The sequence below is a fragment of the Sphingobium indicum B90A genome (genome assembly GCF_000264945.2).
GTDB classification, from domain to species: domain Bacteria; phylum Pseudomonadota; class Alphaproteobacteria; order Sphingomonadales; family Sphingomonadaceae; genus Sphingobium; species Sphingobium indicum.
In genome coordinates, this window is record NZ_CP013070.1 from 3,304,714 (window position 1) to 3,321,733 (window position 17,020).

Here is a 17,020-nt window from a genome sequence, read left to right on the forward strand (position 1 = left end):
GAATCCCAGCCGAGCCGCGCCCAGCTTCGGAAAAATTGACGCAATGCCCGGATCTTTAAAGTCCGGCCCCATAGGCCGCCAGCCGACGCAGGTCAACCGGCGGCCGGGGGATGACGATCAGGCCAGTCGGGGCTCGACCCAGCCGATGGTCCCGTCCTGCCGGCGATAGACCATGTTGTACGCCGCGGTCCCGGCATTGACGAACAACAGCGCGTTGGTGTTGCGCAGGTCGAGCATCATCACCGCATCCGACACGCTGGCTTCGGGAATGTCGACCTTGGTTTCCGCCACGATCAGCGGCGCTTCGGCCGGTTCCTCCTCATCGGCCGGGGATGCGAAAATCGTGTAGCCTGCGCCGTCCAGCTCCTCGACGCTGAAACCATTGGTCCGGTTCGCCTCGGCCGCGGCGGCCTGGGCGCTGCGATCCTTCAGGCGGCGGAGGTAGCGGCGCAACTGCTTCTCGATCCGCTCGGCCGCCTGATCGAAGGCGGGATGCGCCTCCTGCGCCTCTCCGGCGCCCTTGAGGATCAGGCCGGTCATGACATGGCAGACGATGTCGCAATGGAAGGCGCCGTGCGGGGCCGGCCGGAACGTGACCTGGGCGGAAAGCGCGCGGGAAAAATATTTCTCGGCCATGGCCTCCAGACGGGTCCAGACATGCTGCTTGAGCGCGTCGCCCGTATCGACCTGATGCCCGGAAACACGAATATCCATATGCCTTCTCCTTATTCTTGCCGGACCGCCCGGGATTGGCGACCCGGTCGGCGTGGAGGCGTGAAGGCAGTGCATCCCTGACGGGATGCCTGTAATCAGACCTCCTCAAGCCAGAGCGGCTTTTCCAGCGTCGCGACGAACGCTGCATGCCTCTCCAGCTCCTCCGCGCTTACCGCAAAGACGCGCGCGGGACGAACAGGGCGAACCGCGACTTCCGCCGCAAGTTCCATATTTGCAACGCGTTTCTCTTCCTCCTGTGCAAGACCGAGGCCGATCTGACGGCCGCCGGTCAACTCGATGTAAAGCTGGGCCAGCAATTCGGCGTCGAGCAGAGCGCCATGCTTGATGCGGTGGCTGCGGTCGATGCCGTATCGGGTGCAGAGCGCGTCCAGGCTGTGCTTGGCGCCGGGGTGAAGCTGCCGCGCTATGGCGACGGTGTCGATCATCCGCGCCATCGACACTTCGGGCAATCCGCACAGCCTCAATTCGTGGTTGAGGAAGCCGAAGTCGAAGCGCGCATTGTGCGCGACCAGATGGCTGTCCTCCAGAAAGGCGAGCAGTTCCTCCACCCCATGGGAAAACAGCGGCTTGTCCCTCAGGAAGCTGTCGGACAGGCCGTGCACCGCCTCCGCCGCGGCCGGCATGGACCGTTGCGGATTGTAATAAGCGTGGAATGTGCGGCCCGTGGGAACCCGGTTGAGGAGTTCGATGCATCCGATTTCGACCAGGCGATCTCCGGAAGCTGGGTCGAATCCCGTCGTTTCGGTGTCGAAAATGATCTCGCGCATTGCCCTCTACACGACTCTTGCCGGACCCCTCTTATCGGCCTGTCTTCGCACCAAGGCAAGCGACCAGGCGGCGGACCTGGAAGCGGGTCTCCGCGAAGGTCGTCCCCGTGTGGATGATATAATCCGCCCGCCGCCGCTTTTCGGCATCGGGCGTTTGCAGATGGACAATCCGGCGGAATTTCGCAGCGGTCATGCCGGGCCGGGCCAGGACTCGCTTGCGCTGCTTCCAGGCCGGGGCCGTGACGACGATGACGCCCGCCAGCTTGCGATCGCCATGCCTCTCGAACAGCAGCGGAATGTCCAGCACCACGAACCTGCGCGATCGGTTCCTTTGCAGGAACGCCCTGCGGCCCTGTTGCACGGCGGGATGGACGATGGTCTCCAGCGCCTTCAATTCCTGCGGATGGCCAAAGACCGCCGCGCCCAGCTTCGCCCGGTCGACGCCCTTTGGACCCGTCGTGCCGGGAAAGCGCGCCTCTATCGCCGGCAGCAGCGCGCCGCCCGGCCCCTGCAGGCGATGCACCTCCGCATCGGCATCGAACAGCGGGACGCCTTCCCGCCGCAACATGGCCGCGACGGCGGACTTCCCCATGCCGATGGAGCCGGTGAGACCGTAGATCTTCATCCCATCATCTTCATGAATCTCAGGCGGCAAGCAGCAGGGCGCGCAATTCCTCGTCCCGTTCGCGCGGCGCCTGCGCATCGAAGAAGATGTCGAAGGCCAGCGCCGCCTGCCCGATCAGCATCTCCAGCCCGTCGAGGGTCTTCAATCCGTTCATGCGCGCCGCCTTGAGCAACTGCGTCTCCAGCGGCGCATAGACGATGTCGTAGACGGTCGCGTCCGGGTTCAGGGGCGAAAGGTCAAGGTCCAGCACCGGCTGGCCCGCCATGCCGAGCGAGCTGGTATTGACGATCAGGTCCGCGCCGGGCAGCGCGTCGGTCATGCCGATCACCCGGCCCTTTACCCCCGCGCGGTCGAGCAGCGCCTGCCCCTTCGCCGCATCCCGCGCCATGACCGTGATGTCCGGCACGCCCAGGCTGGTCAGCGCGAACAGGATCGCCCGCGCCGCGCCGCCCGCGCCCACAAGCACGGCGCTCTGCCCCTTCCACTTGTCGCGCAGCAGCGGCTGGAGGAACCCGCCCGCATCGGTGTTGGTGCCGATCAGCGGCCCGCCCGTCTCGCTGGCGATGGTGTTCATCGCGCCGATCCGCTCGCGCACCCCGCCCGGATCGTCGGTATAGTCCATCACCGCGATCTTGTGCGGGATGGTGACGTTGCAGCCCAGCCAGTCCGGATCGGCCCGCCGGGCGAGGAAATAGGCGGCCAGACCCTCACTGGTGACATGGGTTTTCCGATACTCCGCCTCTATTCCCAGCGCATCCAGCCAGAAATTGTGGATCAGCGGCGACTTGCTGTGCGCGATCGGATCGCCGATCACCTCGGCATAGGGGAGCTTGTCGGTCATGACTCCAGAACGCCCCGGATGCGCAGAAAGTCAAGCAGGGGCAGCAGCGGCAGGCCCTGAATCGCGAATTGGCTGCCTTCGACCCGGCTGAAAAGCTGCGCGCCCGGCCCCTCTATCCGGTAGCAGCCGACGCACCAGCGGCATTGCTCCCAGTCGCCGTCGAGATATTGCGCGATGAATGCGTCGGACAAGGGGCGCACCGTCATCCGCACCCGCTCGATATGCCGCCAGATCGGTTCGCCGTTGAGCGCGATCACCGCCGCGCTGTGGAGATGATGCACCCGCCCGGAAAGCAGCTTCAATATCCGCTCCGCATCGCTGCGGTCGACCGCCTTGTCGATCATCGCGCCGTCGTCCAGGCTGAGCGTCTGGTCGCAGCCCAGCACCAGCCCGCCCGGCACCCGGCGCGACACGCGCAGCGCCTTGAGTTCCGCCAGCGCGTCGGCCAGTTGCCGGGCGTCCAGCCCGTCGGCGCGCAGGGCTTCCTTGGCCGCTTCCTCGTCGACGCCGGGCGAGAGCGCCTCGAACGGCACTTGCGCCGCTTGCAGCAGCGCCCGGCGGCTCGCGCTTTGCGACGCCAGCACGATCATGGTCTCATACTCCTTCCGCCAGAACGCGGTCGTTGAACAGGTTGATGATGGCGGCCGCCGCTTCCTCGATGGAGCGGCGGGTCATGTCGATCACCGGCCAGCCATTGTCCGCGAACATGCGGCGGGCGAAGGCCAGTTCCTCCTGCACCTTGTCCAGATCGACATAGCTGGTTTCGGGCGCCTGGTTGAGCGAGAGCAGGCGATTTCGGCGGATCTGCACCAGCCGTTCCGGGCTGACCGTCAGCCCCACCACCATCGGATGCTTCAACGAATAGAGGGCGGGCGGCGGCGGCGACTGGATCACCAGCGGAATATTGGCGGTCTTGTACCCGCGATTGGCGAGATAGATGGAGGTCGGCGTCTTTGAGGCGCGGGAGACGCCCGCCAGCACGATGTCCGCCTCCTCCCAATTTTCATGGCCGACGCCGTCGTCATGGGCGATGGTGAACTGGATAGCCTCGATCCGGGCGAAATAGGCTTCGTCCAGGATATGCTTGCGGCCGGGGCGGTTGCGGGTTTCCTGGCCCAATATGTTGGAGAGCGCGTCGGTCACGCTGTCCAGCGCCGCGACATGCGGCAGGCCGAGCGCCCGGCAGCGCGTCTCCAGCCGCCGCCTGAGCTGGTGGTTGGACAGGGTGAAAAGCACCAGTCCCGGATTGGCGGCGATCTCCTCCATGATGCGGTCGAGATGGATGTCGGACCGGACCATCGGCCAGAAATGGCGCACCGCCTCCACATTCTCGAACGCGCCGATGGCCGCCTTGGCGATATTCTCCAGCGTCTCGCCAGTGGAGTCCGAAAGCAGGTGGAGATGGATGCGCGACATGAAGAACATCTCTGTGGGGAGGCTGTGGATAAAGCAAGGGATAGGTTGCGGGGAAAATCAGGCGTTTGTCGCCCTCCCCGATTCCGGGAATCTTGTCCACAGCCCGCCAACAGATGGAAATTAAAATCCACAGCCTGTGGATAAGGGGGATAAGCGGACTGACTCGGACCGGAATCGGCGACTCCAGGGAGTCAAGTTGTTGGCAAATCCGGGCACAGCGCATAAACCCCGCTGCCAACCGCCCTACTATCTCCATCATCCTTCTGAATCTAAATAAGAGAGTTTATGACGGGACCAGATGCCGGCCTTTCGAACGGCCCGATACCCAAGCCGTTGCTTTCGGTCCTGAAAGGCGCGCTGCCTGCCGTGCCGCCCATGTGGCTGATGCGCCAGGCGGGGCGCTATCTGCCCGAATATCGCGCCTTGCGGGCGGAAAAGGGCGGATTCCTGGAACTGGTCTATGACAGCGCGGCGGCGGCGGAAGTGACCGTGCAGCCGCTGCGCCGTTTCGGTTTTGACGGCGCGATCCTGTTTTCCGACATTTTGATCGTGCCTTATGCGATGGGGCAGGATCTGTGGTTCGAGGCCGGGGAAGGCCCGCGTCTGGCGCCGATCCTGGCGGAGACTGACCTGTCGACCCTGAAACCCGATTTCAGCCGCTATGAGGCGGTCTATGAGACGGTCCGGCAGGTGAAGGCCGCATTGGACCCGCAAGTCACCTTCCTGGGCTTTGCGGGCAGTCCCTGGACCATCGCCACCTATATGGTCGTGGGTCAGGGCAGCAAGGACCAGGGCGCGGCCCGCCGCATGGCCTACAGCCAACCCAAAAAATTCGGCGCGATCATCGATGCGATCATCGATGCGACGGTGGTCTATCTGTCCGGCCAGATCGAGGCGGGGGTCGAGGCCGTGCAGCTTTTCGACAGTTGGGCGGGCAGCCTGGCCCCGCTGGAGTTCGAGCGCTGGGTGATCCGGCCCAACAGGCGGATCGTGGAGAAGCTGAAGGCGATCCACCCGGATATTCCAGTGATCGGCTTTCCCAAGGGCGCGGGCGCGAAGCTGGCGGATTATGCGGCGGGGACCGGGGTCGACGCGGTCGGCGTGGACGAGACGGTCGATCCGCACTGGGCCAACCGCGTGTTGCCGCAGGGGTTGCCGGTGCAGGGGAATCTCGATCCGCTGGCGCTGATCGCCGGGGGTAAGGCGGTGGAAGAGGCCGTCGACAATATCCGCGCCGCCTTTGCCGGGCGGCCCCATATCTTCAACCTGGGGCATGGGATATTGCCCGACACCCCCATTGATCATGTCGAAGCGCTGCTTAGCTATGTGCGGGCAGCGGGAGACTGAATATGCCTTATCTGGGAGCAGCCTATTTGTGGGTCAAAGCCGCGCATGTCATCTTCGTCATCTTCCTGATGGCGGGCCTGTTCATGATGCCGCGCTTCTTCGTCTATCACCAGCAATGCCCGGTGGGATCGGACGAGGACAGGAAGTGGATCGACCGGGAAAGGCGGCTGCTCAAGATCATCCTGAACCCGTCGCTGCTTCTGGTCTGGGTCTTCGGCCTGATGCTGATGGTGGAGATCGGCGCCTGGCATTTCGGCTGGTTCCACCTGAAATTGCTCTTCGTGCTGGGTCTGTCGGGCTATCATGGCTGGATCGCGGGCTATGCGAAGAAGCTGGCCAGGGGGGAGCGGCCGCTCAGCGAGAAGCAATTGCGGTTGCTGAACGAGATTCCGGGAATCGCGGCTGCGGTGATCGTGATCGCGGTGATCGTGAAGCCGTTTTGACGACCTGACCAGATGCGAGGTGCTCCTGCGAAGGCAGGAGCCCAGTCCCGCGGTCCGAACTGGGCTCCTGCCTTCGCAGGAGCACGATGTGCTTCAGGCCGGATCGACCGGGATATTGTCGATCAAGCGCGTCTTGCCGAGTTTCGCCGCGCCCAGCAGCCTTGCGGGGCGGTCCAGCGCCGTCATCGGTTCCAGAGTAACCGCGTCGCACAGCGTCACATAGTCGATGGGATCGAAGCCATGCGCCGCCAGCAGGGCGATGGCCTTGGCGACGGCCGATTCCACGGTCGCGCCCTTTTCCATCTGCCGCGCCGCTTCGCCCAGGGCGCGGGGCAGGGCGAGCGCGTCCTTGCGCTCCTCCTCGCTGAGATAGGCGTTGCGCGACGACAGGGCCAGGCCGTCCTCGGCCCGTTGGGTGGGCACGCCGACAATCTCGATCGGCACGTCCAGGTCGCGGACCATCCGGCGGATCACGGCGAGCTGCTGATAATCCTTTTCCCCGAACAGGGCGACGTCCGGGCGGATCTGGTTGAACAGCTTGGTCACGACCGTCGCCACGCCGTCGAAATGGCCGGGCCGGGCCGCGCCGTCGAGCCCCTCGGTCACGCCGGAGACGGAGATGTTGGTGGCATAGCCCACAGGGTACATGACATCGACCGTCGGCGCCCAGAGGATGTCGACTCCGGCGGCCTGCAGCATCTGCGCGTCCTTGGCCTCGCGCCGGGGATAGGCGTCCAGATCCTCGTTCACGCCGAACTGGCGGGGATTGACGAAGATCGACACCGCCACATGGCCAGCATGGCGCCGCGCTTCCTCCACCAGCGCCATATGCCCGTCATGCAGCGCGCCCATGGTGGGCACCAAAGCGAGCGGTTTTCCGTCGCTTTTCAGCGCATCGACGGCGGCGCGCAGTGAAGGCAGGTCACGGAGGATTTGCACGACAGGAACGGCTCCGATAAGGGCAGCGATAGGGGTCAATCCTGCTAAGGCATGACCGGCTGAAACGGTCAACAGACAATGCGACAATCAACGGGGTAATGAAGGTCCGATGGCGAACGCCCAAACGCACCATATCGTCTTCGCCAATGAGAAGGGCGGGACCGGCAAGTCGACGACCGCCGTGCATACGGCCATCGCGCTGACGGTATTGGGTCATCGCGTCGGCATGATCGACCTCGACCCGCGGCAGCGCACCATCACCCGCTATATGGAGAATCGGGCGGAGACCGCGCGCCGCCGCGGCATCGACCTGCCGACTCCGGACTTCGCGGTGTTCAAGGGCGACAGCGTCGAGGCGCTGGAGGAACAGGCGGCCGCCATGGCCGAAGGCAAGGATTTCCTGGTCATCGACACGCCCGGTCGCGACGATGATTATGCCCGCCACATGGCCGCCCGCGCCAACACGCTGGTGACGCCGATGAACGACAGTTTCGTCGATTTCGACCTGATCGGGCAGGTGGACGCGGAAACATTCAAGGTTAAGCGCCTGTCCTTCTATTCCGAACTGATCTTCGAGGCGCGCAAGACCCGCGCCAAGGCGGACGGCGTCACCATCGACTGGGTGGTGCTGCGCAACCGCGTCCAGCATCATGACGCCCGCAACAAGAAGCGGGTGGGCGACGCGCTGATGGAGCTTTCCCGCCGCGTCGGATTCCGCGTGATTCCGGGCCTTTCGGAGCGAGTGATCTTCCGCGAGCTTTTTCCGTCGGGCCTGACCCTGCTGGACAAGGGGCATCTGGGCGAACTGGGCGTCAGCCATATCGCCGCGCGGCAGGAACTGCGCGAGATGGTGTCGGGCCTTGCCCTGCCCTCGCGGGTCGAGGCCGCGCCGCTGGACATGCTCGGCGCGGCCTGATGGGTCTGCTGGCGCTGCTTCTGATCGGGCTGGCGGCCTGGCTGATCTGGACGGGACGGCTGCAACGCATGAGCGCGAAGGATGGCATGGCGCTGGGCGCCGCTCTGGTCGGCGCGGTCGCGGCCGCCAAGGGCAAGCCGCTGGTCGGCGCGCCGCTGCTGATCGGGGCCACCTTGTTCTTCCTGGCCAGAAGCCGGCGGGGCAAGGCGAAGGCCGGGCCGGGCACGCCCGCGCCGCAAGCCGTTTCGTCCCAGGCGGTGAACGACGCGCGCAAGTTGCTGGGCGTGGGACCGGACGCCGACGCCCGCGCCATCCGCGCCGCGCATCGTCGCCTGATCGCCTCGGTCCATCCGGACAAGGGCGGCACCGAAGCGCTGGCGGCCCAGATCAACGCCGCCCGCGACCTGCTGATCGAGGAAGCCGCGCAACACCGTTGAAGCCAAGGGAGAGGATGCCATGGCCCATCGCTTTCATCCCACGCTCCTACGCGAATATGACATTCGGGGCGTGGTGGGCCGCACGCTGGGCGAGGCGGATGGCTATGCCGTGGGCCGCAGCTTCGGCACGATTGTCAGGAGGATGGGCGTCAGGCGGGCAGGCGGATCAAGGGTCGCGGTCGGCTATGACGGTCGGCTGAGTTCCCCGGCGCTGGAACAGGCGGTCGTGCAGGGCCTGCAGGATTCCGGAACCGATGTCGTGCGCATAGGCCTCGGCCCGACGCCCATGCTCTATTATGCCGAAGCGGCGTTCGATGTCGACGGCGGCGTGCAGATAACCGGCAGCCACAATCCCGCCGATCATAACGGCTTCAAGCTGGTATTTCAGCACCAGGCCTTTTTTGGGGCGGACATCGCGAATCTGGGGAGCATGGCGGCGGCGGGCGACTGGAGCGACGGGGGGAGCGGAAACAGAGGGCAGGTCGAGACTGTCGCCGTCATGGACCGCTACGTCGCCCGGCTGGTGCAGGGGTTCGACGGCGCCGCCTGGCGCATTGGCTGGGACGCGGGCAACGGCGCCGCCGGGCCGGTGGTGGACAAGCTGGTCAAGCTCCTGCCAGGTGAGCATCATGTGCTTTTCACCCAGATAGACGGACATTTTCCCCATCATCACCCCGATCCCACTGTCGAGGCGAATCTGGCGGACCTGAAAGCGCTTGTCCGCGCCAAGAAGCTCGATTTCGGAGTGGCTTTCGACGGAGACGGGGACCGGATCGGCGTGGTGGACGGCAAGGGGCGGGTAATCTGGGGCGACCAGTTGCTGGGCATTTTCGCCGAACTGGTGCTGAAGGACCGCCCGAACGCCACCATCGTCGCGGATGTGAAGGCCAGCCAGGCCCTGTTCGACCGCATCGCCGCGCTGGGCGGGCGGGCGCTGATGTGGAAGACGGGCCACAGCTTGATCAAGTCCAAAATGAAGGAGATTGCCGCTCCGCTGGGCGGCGAGATGACCGGCCATATCTTCCTCGCGGACGATTATTACGGTTTCGACGACGGGCTTTATGCGGCGGTGCGCCTGATCCGGGGTCTGACCCGGTTGGGCCGCAGCGTCACCGCCCTGCGCGACGAAATGCCGAACATGGCGAATACGCCCGAACTTCGCTTTCCAGTGGCGGATAGCCGCAAGTTCGCGGTGGTGGAGGAAGTCCGCGCCCGCTTGCAGGCCCTGGGCGCGAACGTCGACGAAACCGACGGCCTGCGGGTCGTCACGCCCGATGGCTGGTGGCTGCTCAGGGCCTCCAACACCCAGGACGCGCTCGTTGCCCGCGCCGAGGCGAAGGATGAGGAAGGATTGGCGCGCCTGGTCGCGCAGATCGACGCCCATCTGGCCGATTCGGGCGTGATTCGGATTTCGCGAGCCGATTCCTGATCCCGGCGACAGGCAGATCGCCAGGAGAAACTTATTTTTACGCTAGGGAAACAAGGATATAAGGGGGCAGTTGCAGAAAACGCAACCAGGGGTCAGCTTTTCGCATTTGCGAAATGCGCCGCTGCACCGCAAAAGGAAAAGGCCTTTCAGGCATCCTCTCCTAAAACTTTCAAGCCGTCCTCCGGGGCGGCTTTTTTTTGCCTTTTTGCCCTCTCTTTTTTCGCTTCCTGCCGTAGCGTCGTTTCGCATTTTCGGCGATCCAGCGCGTGAAATCCCCGTAAATTAGGGCTTTTCGAACGATAATTTAACCATATTGCTAATAGGGCGCGGCTTTAAGGGCATCATTTTTCCGGTGAAAGCCATTTGCCGCAAACACGTTTGAAGAGAGGTTTCATCATGCCATTGCGCCGCCCCATCCTCGTCAGTCTCCTGCTGTCGGGCGCATTCGCAGCACCCGTCCCGGCTCTGGCGGGTGGTTTCTACCTTCAGGAACAGGCGCCAAAGGAAACCGGCCGGGCAATGGCCGGCGCCGGCGCTGCGGCGGACGATCCGTCCGCCATCTATTTCAATCCCGCGGCCATGACGCAATTGCCGGGCATCCAGACCTCGGTCGGCGGCATCGCGCTCATGGCCTCCGCCCACCAGGCCAATCGCGGCACCTACCGCACCGTTCCCACCGTGCCGGGCGCGCGGGTGCCGGTGACCGGCAATGACGGCGGCCAGCCGTTCGAAAAGGTCATTCCCATCCCCAGCTTCTACGTCACGGCGCAGGCGACCGACCGGCTGTGGCTTGGCCTGGGGGTCAATGCGCCCTTCGGGTTGAAGCTGGATTATGACGACGGCTTTTTCGGCCGTTACGATTCGATCTACACCGACCTCAAGACCTATAATATCCAGTCCAGCGCAGCCTATAGGCTCAACGACAATTTCTCCATCGGCGGCGGCGTCGACGTGCAATATGTGAAGGCGACCCTCACCAACGCGCTGCCGCAGCTTTCGCCACTGGCCCCGACCGATGGTTTCGCCCGGTTGAAGGGCGACGACTGGACGGTCGGCTGGAATGCGGGCCTGTTCTACACCAATGGCGACACCAATGTGGGCGTCTCCTACCGTTCCGGCGTCAATCACAAGGTGACCGGCACGCAGAGCATTTCCGGTCTCCTGGGTCCGATCGCCTCGGCCAATGGCGTTTTGGACGCTTCCGCGCCGCTCGACCTGCCCGACATCGTCACGGTCGGCTTCATGCATCGCCTGACGCCGAAGCTGCGCGCCATGATCAGCGCCCGCTGGTACAATTGGTCGAAGTTCAAGGGCATCGCCATCACCACCGCCGCCGGGACCAGCAACAAGGAACTGGATTACAAGGACAGCTACAGCGTCAGCCTGGGCGGAGAATATGACGTCAGCCCGGCTTTGACCCTGCGGGCGGGCACGATGTTCGACCGCTCGCCCACCAATCCGCAGCATCTGACGACCCGCGTGCCCGACGGCGATCGGACCTGGCTGTCGGCCGGCGCGACCTATAATATCTCGCCCGCCTTTGCGCTGAACCTCAGCTATGCCCATAATTTCGTGGAGAAGGCGAACATCATCCGTCCGGACAGCTATTATCCCGCGCCCGCAACGGTGACGGCGACCACCCTGTCGCAGACCAGCGGCAATGCGGACCAGATCGGCGCTTCTTTGACGGCGCGTTTTTGATGGGAGCGGCACCGGCCCTCACCCCCACCCGACCGCCACAGGATACCATGTCTGGGCGGTCGGGTGGGGGTGAGGGCCGGTGCCGCACGTTTCAGCTTTGCTGAAACCCAAAACAGCTCGCGCTTCTAAAGCTCGCGGTAAATCCCTATAGGGGCTCCATCACCACGGAGCCCCTTTTTCATGTCCGACCATAATCCCGGCCTGCGTCCCTGGCGCGACATCGCCCGCAGGCAATGCCGCCAGATCATGGTCGGCAATGTTCCGGTAGGCGGCGGCGCGCCGGTCACGGTGCAGACCATGACCAACACGCCCACCGATGACGTCAGGGCGACCGTCGACCAGATCCGCCGTTGCGAGGAAGCGGGCGTGGACATCATCCGCGTCTCCTGCCCCGACGAGGCGTCCACCGCGGCGCTCAAGCAGATCGTCCGCGCCGCCCGCGTGCCGATCGTCGCGGACATTCATTTCCACTATAAGCGGGCTCTGGAAGCCGCCGATGCGGGCGCGGCCTGCCTGCGCATCAATCCGGGCAATATCGGCAGCGAGGCGCGGGTCAAGGAAGTGGTCGACGCGGCCAAGGCCAACGGTTGCTCGATCCGCATTGGCGTCAATGCGGGCAGCCTGGAAAAGGATCTGCTCGAAAAATATGGCGAGCCTTGCCCGGAAGCGCTGGTCGAAAGCGCGCTCGATCATATCAAGCTGCTCCAGGACCAGGATTTTCACGACTATAAGGTGGCGGTGAAGGCGAGCGACGTCTTCCTGGCCGTCGCCGCCTATATGCAACTGGCCGAAGCGGTGGATTGCCCGCTGCATCTGGGCATTACCGAGGCGGGCGGACTGATCGGCGGCACGGTGAAAAGCGCCATCGGCATCGGCAACCTGCTCTGGGCCGGGATCGGCGACACGATCCGCGTTTCCCTTTCCGCCGAGCCGGAGGAGGAAGTGCGGGTCGGTTACGAGATATTGAAGTCGCTCGGCATCCGCACGCGGGGCGTGAAGGTCATCTCCTGCCCCAGTTGCGCGCGCCAGGGATTCGACGTGATCCGCACGGTGCAGGCGCTGGAGGAACGGCTCCAGCATATCCACACGCCGCTGTCGCTGTCCGTGCTGGGCTGCGTGGTGAACGGCCCCGGCGAAGCGCGGGAGACCGACATCGGCCTGACCGGCGGCGGCGCGGGCAAGCATATGGTCTATCTGTCGGGCCTGACCGATCATACGGTGCAGGACGAAGGCATGATCGACCATATCGTCGGCCTGGTGGAGGCCAAGGCGGCGGAGATCGAGGCGGCCAAGCTGGAGGCCGAAACCACCGATGCCGGAAAGGCGGAAGCGGCGGAATAAGCCGTTCCCCGTCCCCATGACCGCGCCCCGCTCCCTCGCCCTTCCCTTTGCCGTCTGCTGCCTGGGGGTCGCGCTGTTTTCCGTGATGGATGCGGCGATGAAGGGATTGAGCCTCTCCATCGGCCTGTTCGACGCGCTGTTCTGGCGCGCCGTTGCGGGCAGCCTGCTGGGGCTGGCTCTGATGCTGCTGACGCGGCAGCGCTGGCCGGACCGGGCGGTGTTGCGGCTGCATATGCTGCGCGGGGCGGTGGTGGCGGTGATGGCCAGCCTGTTCTTCTGGGCGATCATGCGGATGCCACTGGCCGAGGCCATCGCCCTGTCCTTCATCGCCCCGCTGGTCGCGCTCTATCTGGCCGCGCTGCTGCTCAAGGAGAGGATCGGGCGGCGGGCCATCGGCGCGTCTTTGCTGGGGCTGGTCGGCGTCGCGGTCATCCTGTCGGGTCGCGTGCGGGGCGATTATGATACGGACGCGCTGTTGGGCGCGGGCGCGGTCCTCGTTTCGGCGGTGCTGTTCGCCTGGAACCTCATCCTCCAGCGGCAGCAGGCGCAGCTTGCTTCCCCGATAGAGGTCGCCTTCTTCCAGCATGTGGTGATGCTGGGGCTGTTCGTGCTTTTCGCGGCGCTCGTCCAGGTCAGGCCGGTCGTGCCGGCGCCGCCCTCATGGGCGCTGGTGGCCCTGGCCGCGACGCTGGCCTTCACCTCGCTCGCCGCGCTGGCCTGGGCCTATGCGCGGGCGGAGGCGCAACTGTTGATCCCGGTTGAATATAGCGCCTTCCTCTGGGCCGCGATCATCGGCTGGCTTGCCTTTGGCGAACGGCTGACCCTGACCACCCTGGCAGGCGCGCTGCTGATCGTGGTGGGATGCCTGATCGCGTCCCGTGCAGGGCCGGCCCAGGCATCGCATGTCGAACCGTCCGTCGCCTGAAAGGAAAAGCATGTCCGTCACCATCCGCGAGGCCGTTGCCGCCGACATCGGTGCGATTCACGGCTTCATCCTCGCCCTGGCCGACTATGAGAAGCTGTCGCACGAGGTGAAGGCCGACCGCGCCAGCCTGGACAAATATCTTTTCGGCCCGCGCCCCATGGCCGAGGTGCTGATCGCGGAACATGACGGAAAGGCCGTCGGCTTCGCCCTTTTCTTCCACAATTTCTCCACCTTCGAAGGGCGGCCGGGACTTTATCTGGAGGATCTGTTCGTCATTCCCGAAGCGCGGAGCCTGGGCGCGGGCAAGGCGCTGCTCTCCCGCCTCGCGCAACTGGCGCTGGAACGGGATTGCGCGAGGCTGGAATGGTGGGTGCTGGACTGGAACGAACCGTCCATCGCCTTCTACCGTTCGCTCGGCGCGCGGCCGATGGACGAATGGACGGTGCAGCGCGTCGACGGCGAAGCGCTCAGCGCCCTCGCCTCAGCGCATCCTGCACGCTGACGCCCAGAAGGACGGCGGTGAAGGCCCCCAGCGCGACGACGACGAGGGTGGGGTAGAAAGCGGCGATCATGGCGTAGTCTCCTTTCGGGGGACTTTTGCGCTGACCCCCCGCCCGCCGACATACGGATTGTTACGGAGTCAGCGAGACGAGCCGAGGGGCCGGACTCTTGACGGGGACTCCCCGCTCGGCGCATTGTCCCCGGACGGAACATTTGGGGGACATGGAGGCCATGGCTGTCAGCCGCGGTGCCAAGCGCACGCCGGAATGGCGCGAAATGCTGAAACGCAGCCTGATCCGCAGCGGCGCGCTGATCGGATCGATCGCGCTGTTGCTGGCGACCCTGTTCCTGGCGCTGGCGCTGCTCAGCTATCAGCCCAGCGACCCGTCGATGAACACGGTCGCGGGCGACCATGTGCAGAATATCATGCAGGCGCCCGGCGCATGGGTGGCGGATTTCCTGCTCTGGCTGCTGGGCGTGCCGGTGGCTTTGGTGCTGCCGCTGATGGCGATCACCGCCCGGCGCCTCTGGGGCGACCAGGATATGAGCGGGTGGAAGGGGCAGTTCGGCAAATGCCTCGCGGGCATCACGCTGATCGGCATCGCGCTGGCGCTGTTTCAGACCAATCCGCTGGTGGGCCTGCCCGCCGGATGGGGCGGCATCATCGCGCTGGTGACGGCGCGGGGCATCGCCAGCCTGACCGCGCAGTTGCCCGCCGCGCAGGGATGGATCACCGGCATCCTGATCCTGCTGACGCTGATCGCGGGCGCTGTCCTGTGGTATCGCAGCCTGGCGCTGGAAAAGCCGATCATCGCCTTGCGCAGGCCTTCGCTGCCGCGCCTCAGCCTGCCCAAGCCGACATTCGCTCTGGCCGGTCCCGCGCCGACTGTCGACGTGGATGAGGAAGACGATGTTTTCGAGCGCGTGGCGACGCCGCGCAAGACCGTCTCCAACGAACCCAAGCCGCCGATCAACATCCAGACGCCCAAGCCCGCGCCGGCGCAGCGCCCCATGGCGCCGGTGTCGCAGGACGACCTGTTCGGCCATAGCTCCCTGCCTTCGCCCGACCTGCTGAACCCGATCCCCGCGAGCCAGGGGCAGAAGATCGACAAGGCGGCGCTGGAGCGCAATGCGCGCCTGCTGGAATCCGTGCTCGACGACTTCCATGTGAAGGGCAATATCGTGGAGGTCCGGCCCGGCCCGGTCGTCACCATGTATGAGCTGGAGCCTGCGCCCGGCATCAAGGCAAGCCGGGTGATCGCGCTGGCCGACGACATCGCTCGCAACATGTCGGCGCTTTCGGCCCGCGTGGCGACGATTCCGGGGCGCACGGTGATCGGCATCGAACTGCCCAATGCGAACCGGGAGGGCGTGTCCTTCCGCGAACTCATCACCAGCGAACAGTTCGGGGCGGAGGCGACGCTGCCGATCATCCTGGGCAAGAATATTTCCGGCGAGCCGATCATCGCCGACCTGGCGCCGATGCCGCATCTGCTGATCGCGGGCACGACGGGTTCGGGCAAGTCGGTCGGGCTGAACGCGATGATCCTGTCGCTGCTCTACCGCATGACGCCGGACCAGTTGCGGCTGATCATGATCGATCCGAAGATGCTGGAACTGTCGACCTATGACGATATTCCGCATCTGCTGTCGCCGGTGGTGACGGAGCCTGCCAAGGCGATCCGGGCGCTCAAATGGGCGGTGGAGCAGATGGAGGACCGCTATCGCATGATGGCGTCGATTTCCGTCCGCAACCTCGCCAATTACAATGAGAAGGTTCGTGCCGCGAAGGCCAAGGGCAAGCCGCTCGGCCGCCGGGTGCAGACCGGCTACGATCCCGAAACCGGCAAGCCGATCTATGAGGAGGAGCAGTTGGATTTTCAGCCGCTGCCCCAGATCGTGGTGGTGGTGGACGAGCTGGCCGACCTGATGATGACGGCGGGCAAGGAAGTCGAATTCCTGATCCAGCGGCTGGCGCAGAAGGCGCGCGCGGCGGGCATCCACCTGATCCTCGCGACGCAGCGGCCCTCGGTCGACGTCATCACCGGCGTGATCAAGGCGAACCTGCCGACCCGCATCAGCTTCTTCGTCACGTCGAAGATCGACAGCCGCACCATATTGGGGGAGCAGGGCGCCGAACAACTGCTGGGCAAGGGCGACATGCTCTACATGCATGGCGGCAAGGGGCTGATGCGCGTCCACGGTCCCTTCGTGTCGGACGACGAGGTGCGGGTGGTGGCGGATCATTGGCGCGCCCAGGGCCAGCCCGACTATATCGCCGCCGTCACGGAGGAGCCGGAGGAAGGCAGCTTCGCGCTCGACGGGGTGGATCTGGGCGACGACAGCCCCGACGCGCAGCTTTTCCGCAAGGCCTGCCAGTTGGTGTTCGAAAATCAGAAGGCGTCGACCAGTTGGCTCCAGCGGCAATTGCGCGTCGGCTATAACAGCGCCGCCCGCCTGATCGAGCAGATGGAGGAGCAGGGGTTGGTGGGGCCGCCCAACCATGTCGGCCGCCGCGAAGTGCTGCGGGACGAAAACGGCAATCCGCTTTAGCTGCCCTTTCCACCCTGAGCTTGTTTCAGGGGGCATTTCTCCAGATCGAGCCTTGGTTTTTTGGGGATGGATGCTGAAACAAGTTCAGCATGACGACGAGATAA

Annotated in this window: 17 protein-coding genes; 10 read left to right on the forward strand and 7 right to left on the reverse strand. The window is 65.0% G+C overall.

Annotation, left to right across the window (positions count from 1 at the left end; all coding sequences use genetic code 11):
• Window positions 1-117: 117 nt before the first annotated feature.
• The 6 genes from hpf to SIDU_RS16045 all read right to left on the reverse strand — a co-directional run bounded on the left by hpf (window position 118) and on the right by SIDU_RS16045 (window position 4,384).
• A complete protein-coding gene (gene hpf / locus SIDU_RS16020; protein ID WP_007689358.1) occupies window positions 118-714 on the reverse strand; it encodes a ribosome hibernation-promoting factor, HPF/YfiA family in 597 nt (198 codons plus the stop codon).
• A gap of 95 nt (window positions 715-809) precedes the next feature.
• A complete protein-coding gene (dnaQ, locus tag SIDU_RS16025) occupies window positions 810-1,502 on the reverse strand; it encodes a DNA polymerase III subunit epsilon (RefSeq protein ID WP_007689360.1) in 693 nt (230 codons plus the stop codon).
• A 31-nt stretch (window positions 1,503-1,533) separates the two neighbouring features.
• Complete coding sequence (coaE, locus tag SIDU_RS16030) at window positions 1,534-2,127, reverse strand: dephospho-CoA kinase (protein ID WP_007689362.1); 594 nt, start codon at window positions 2,125-2,127, stop codon at window positions 1,534-1,536.
• Between the two features lie 19 nt (window positions 2,128-2,146).
• Complete coding sequence (gene aroE, locus SIDU_RS16035; RefSeq protein WP_007689364.1) at window positions 2,147-2,968, reverse strand: shikimate dehydrogenase; 822 nt, start codon at window positions 2,966-2,968, stop codon at window positions 2,147-2,149.
• On the reverse strand, window positions 2,965-3,558 hold the full coding sequence (locus SIDU_RS16040; RefSeq protein ID WP_007689366.1) for a Maf family protein: 594 nt from the start codon (window positions 3,556-3,558) through the stop codon (window positions 2,965-2,967). The genes aroE and SIDU_RS16040 overlap by 4 nt, the downstream gene beginning before the upstream one ends.
• 4 nt (window positions 3,559-3,562) lie before the next feature.
• The gene (locus SIDU_RS16045; protein ID WP_037510008.1) at window positions 3,563-4,384 is read right to left on the reverse strand and encodes a pyruvate, water dikinase regulatory protein; all 822 of its coding nucleotides are present in this window, start codon (window positions 4,382-4,384) and stop codon (window positions 3,563-3,565) included.
• Window positions 4,385-4,669: 285 nt separating this feature from the next.
• Between SIDU_RS16045 and hemE the strand changes: the two genes are divergently transcribed.
• Complete coding sequence (hemE, locus tag SIDU_RS16050) at window positions 4,670-5,731, forward strand: uroporphyrinogen decarboxylase (RefSeq protein ID WP_007689369.1); 1,062 nt, start codon at window positions 4,670-4,672, stop codon at window positions 5,729-5,731.
• A gap of 2 nt (window positions 5,732-5,733) precedes the next feature.
• A complete protein-coding gene (locus SIDU_RS16055) occupies window positions 5,734-6,174 on the forward strand; it encodes a CopD family protein (protein ID WP_007689370.1) in 441 nt (146 codons plus the stop codon).
• 93 nt (window positions 6,175-6,267) lie between these two features.
• Here the strand turns inward: SIDU_RS16055 and panC are convergent, their stop codons facing one another.
• Window positions 6,268-7,113, reverse strand: a complete 846-nt coding sequence (gene panC, locus SIDU_RS16060; RefSeq protein ID WP_007689371.1) for a pantoate--beta-alanine ligase — start codon at window positions 7,111-7,113, stop codon at window positions 6,268-6,270.
• A gap of 109 nt (window positions 7,114-7,222) precedes the next feature.
• On the opposite strand from panC, the gene SIDU_RS16065 reads away from it, so the two are divergent.
• The 8 genes from SIDU_RS16065 to SIDU_RS16100 all read left to right on the forward strand — a co-directional run bounded on the left by SIDU_RS16065 (window position 7,223) and on the right by SIDU_RS16100 (window position 16,916).
• The gene (locus SIDU_RS16065) at window positions 7,223-8,029 is read left to right on the forward strand and encodes a division plane positioning ATPase MipZ (protein WP_007689372.1); all 807 of its coding nucleotides are present in this window, start codon (window positions 7,223-7,225) and stop codon (window positions 8,027-8,029) included.
• Window positions 8,029-8,466, forward strand: coding sequence for a DnaJ domain-containing protein (locus SIDU_RS16070; RefSeq protein WP_007689373.1), 438 nt, complete (start codon window positions 8,029-8,031; stop codon window positions 8,464-8,466). Before SIDU_RS16065 ends, SIDU_RS16070 begins: the two co-directional genes overlap by 1 nt.
• Window positions 8,467-8,485: 19 nt before the next feature.
• Entirely contained in the window at window positions 8,486-9,895 is a 1,410-nt protein-coding gene (pgmG, locus tag SIDU_RS16075; protein ID WP_007689375.1) for a phosphoglucomutase/phosphomannomutase PgmG, read from the forward strand.
• 396 nt (window positions 9,896-10,291) lie between these two features.
• On the forward strand, window positions 10,292-11,596 hold the full coding sequence (locus tag SIDU_RS16080; RefSeq protein WP_037509243.1) for an OmpP1/FadL family transporter: 1,305 nt from the start codon (window positions 10,292-10,294) through the stop codon (window positions 11,594-11,596).
• A gap of 180 nt (window positions 11,597-11,776) precedes the next feature.
• Complete coding sequence (gene ispG, locus SIDU_RS16085; protein ID WP_007689379.1) at window positions 11,777-12,937, forward strand: flavodoxin-dependent (E)-4-hydroxy-3-methylbut-2-enyl-diphosphate synthase; 1,161 nt, start codon at window positions 11,777-11,779, stop codon at window positions 12,935-12,937.
• Between the two features lie 16 nt (window positions 12,938-12,953).
• Window positions 12,954-13,862: a DMT family transporter gene (locus SIDU_RS16090; protein WP_020817473.1), complete on the forward strand. Its 909-nt coding sequence runs from the start codon at window positions 12,954-12,956 to the stop codon at window positions 13,860-13,862.
• A 10-nt stretch (window positions 13,863-13,872) separates the two neighbouring features.
• Window positions 13,873-14,364 (forward strand): GNAT family N-acetyltransferase, encoded by a 492-nt coding sequence (locus SIDU_RS16095; RefSeq protein ID WP_007689381.1) that lies wholly within the window; start codon window positions 13,873-13,875, stop codon window positions 14,362-14,364.
• 230 nt (window positions 14,365-14,594) lie between these two features.
• Window positions 14,595-16,916 (forward strand): FtsK/SpoIIIE family DNA translocase, encoded by a 2,322-nt coding sequence (locus SIDU_RS16100; protein ID WP_025772796.1) that lies wholly within the window; start codon window positions 14,595-14,597, stop codon window positions 16,914-16,916.
• Window positions 16,917-17,020: the final 104 nt, after the last annotated feature.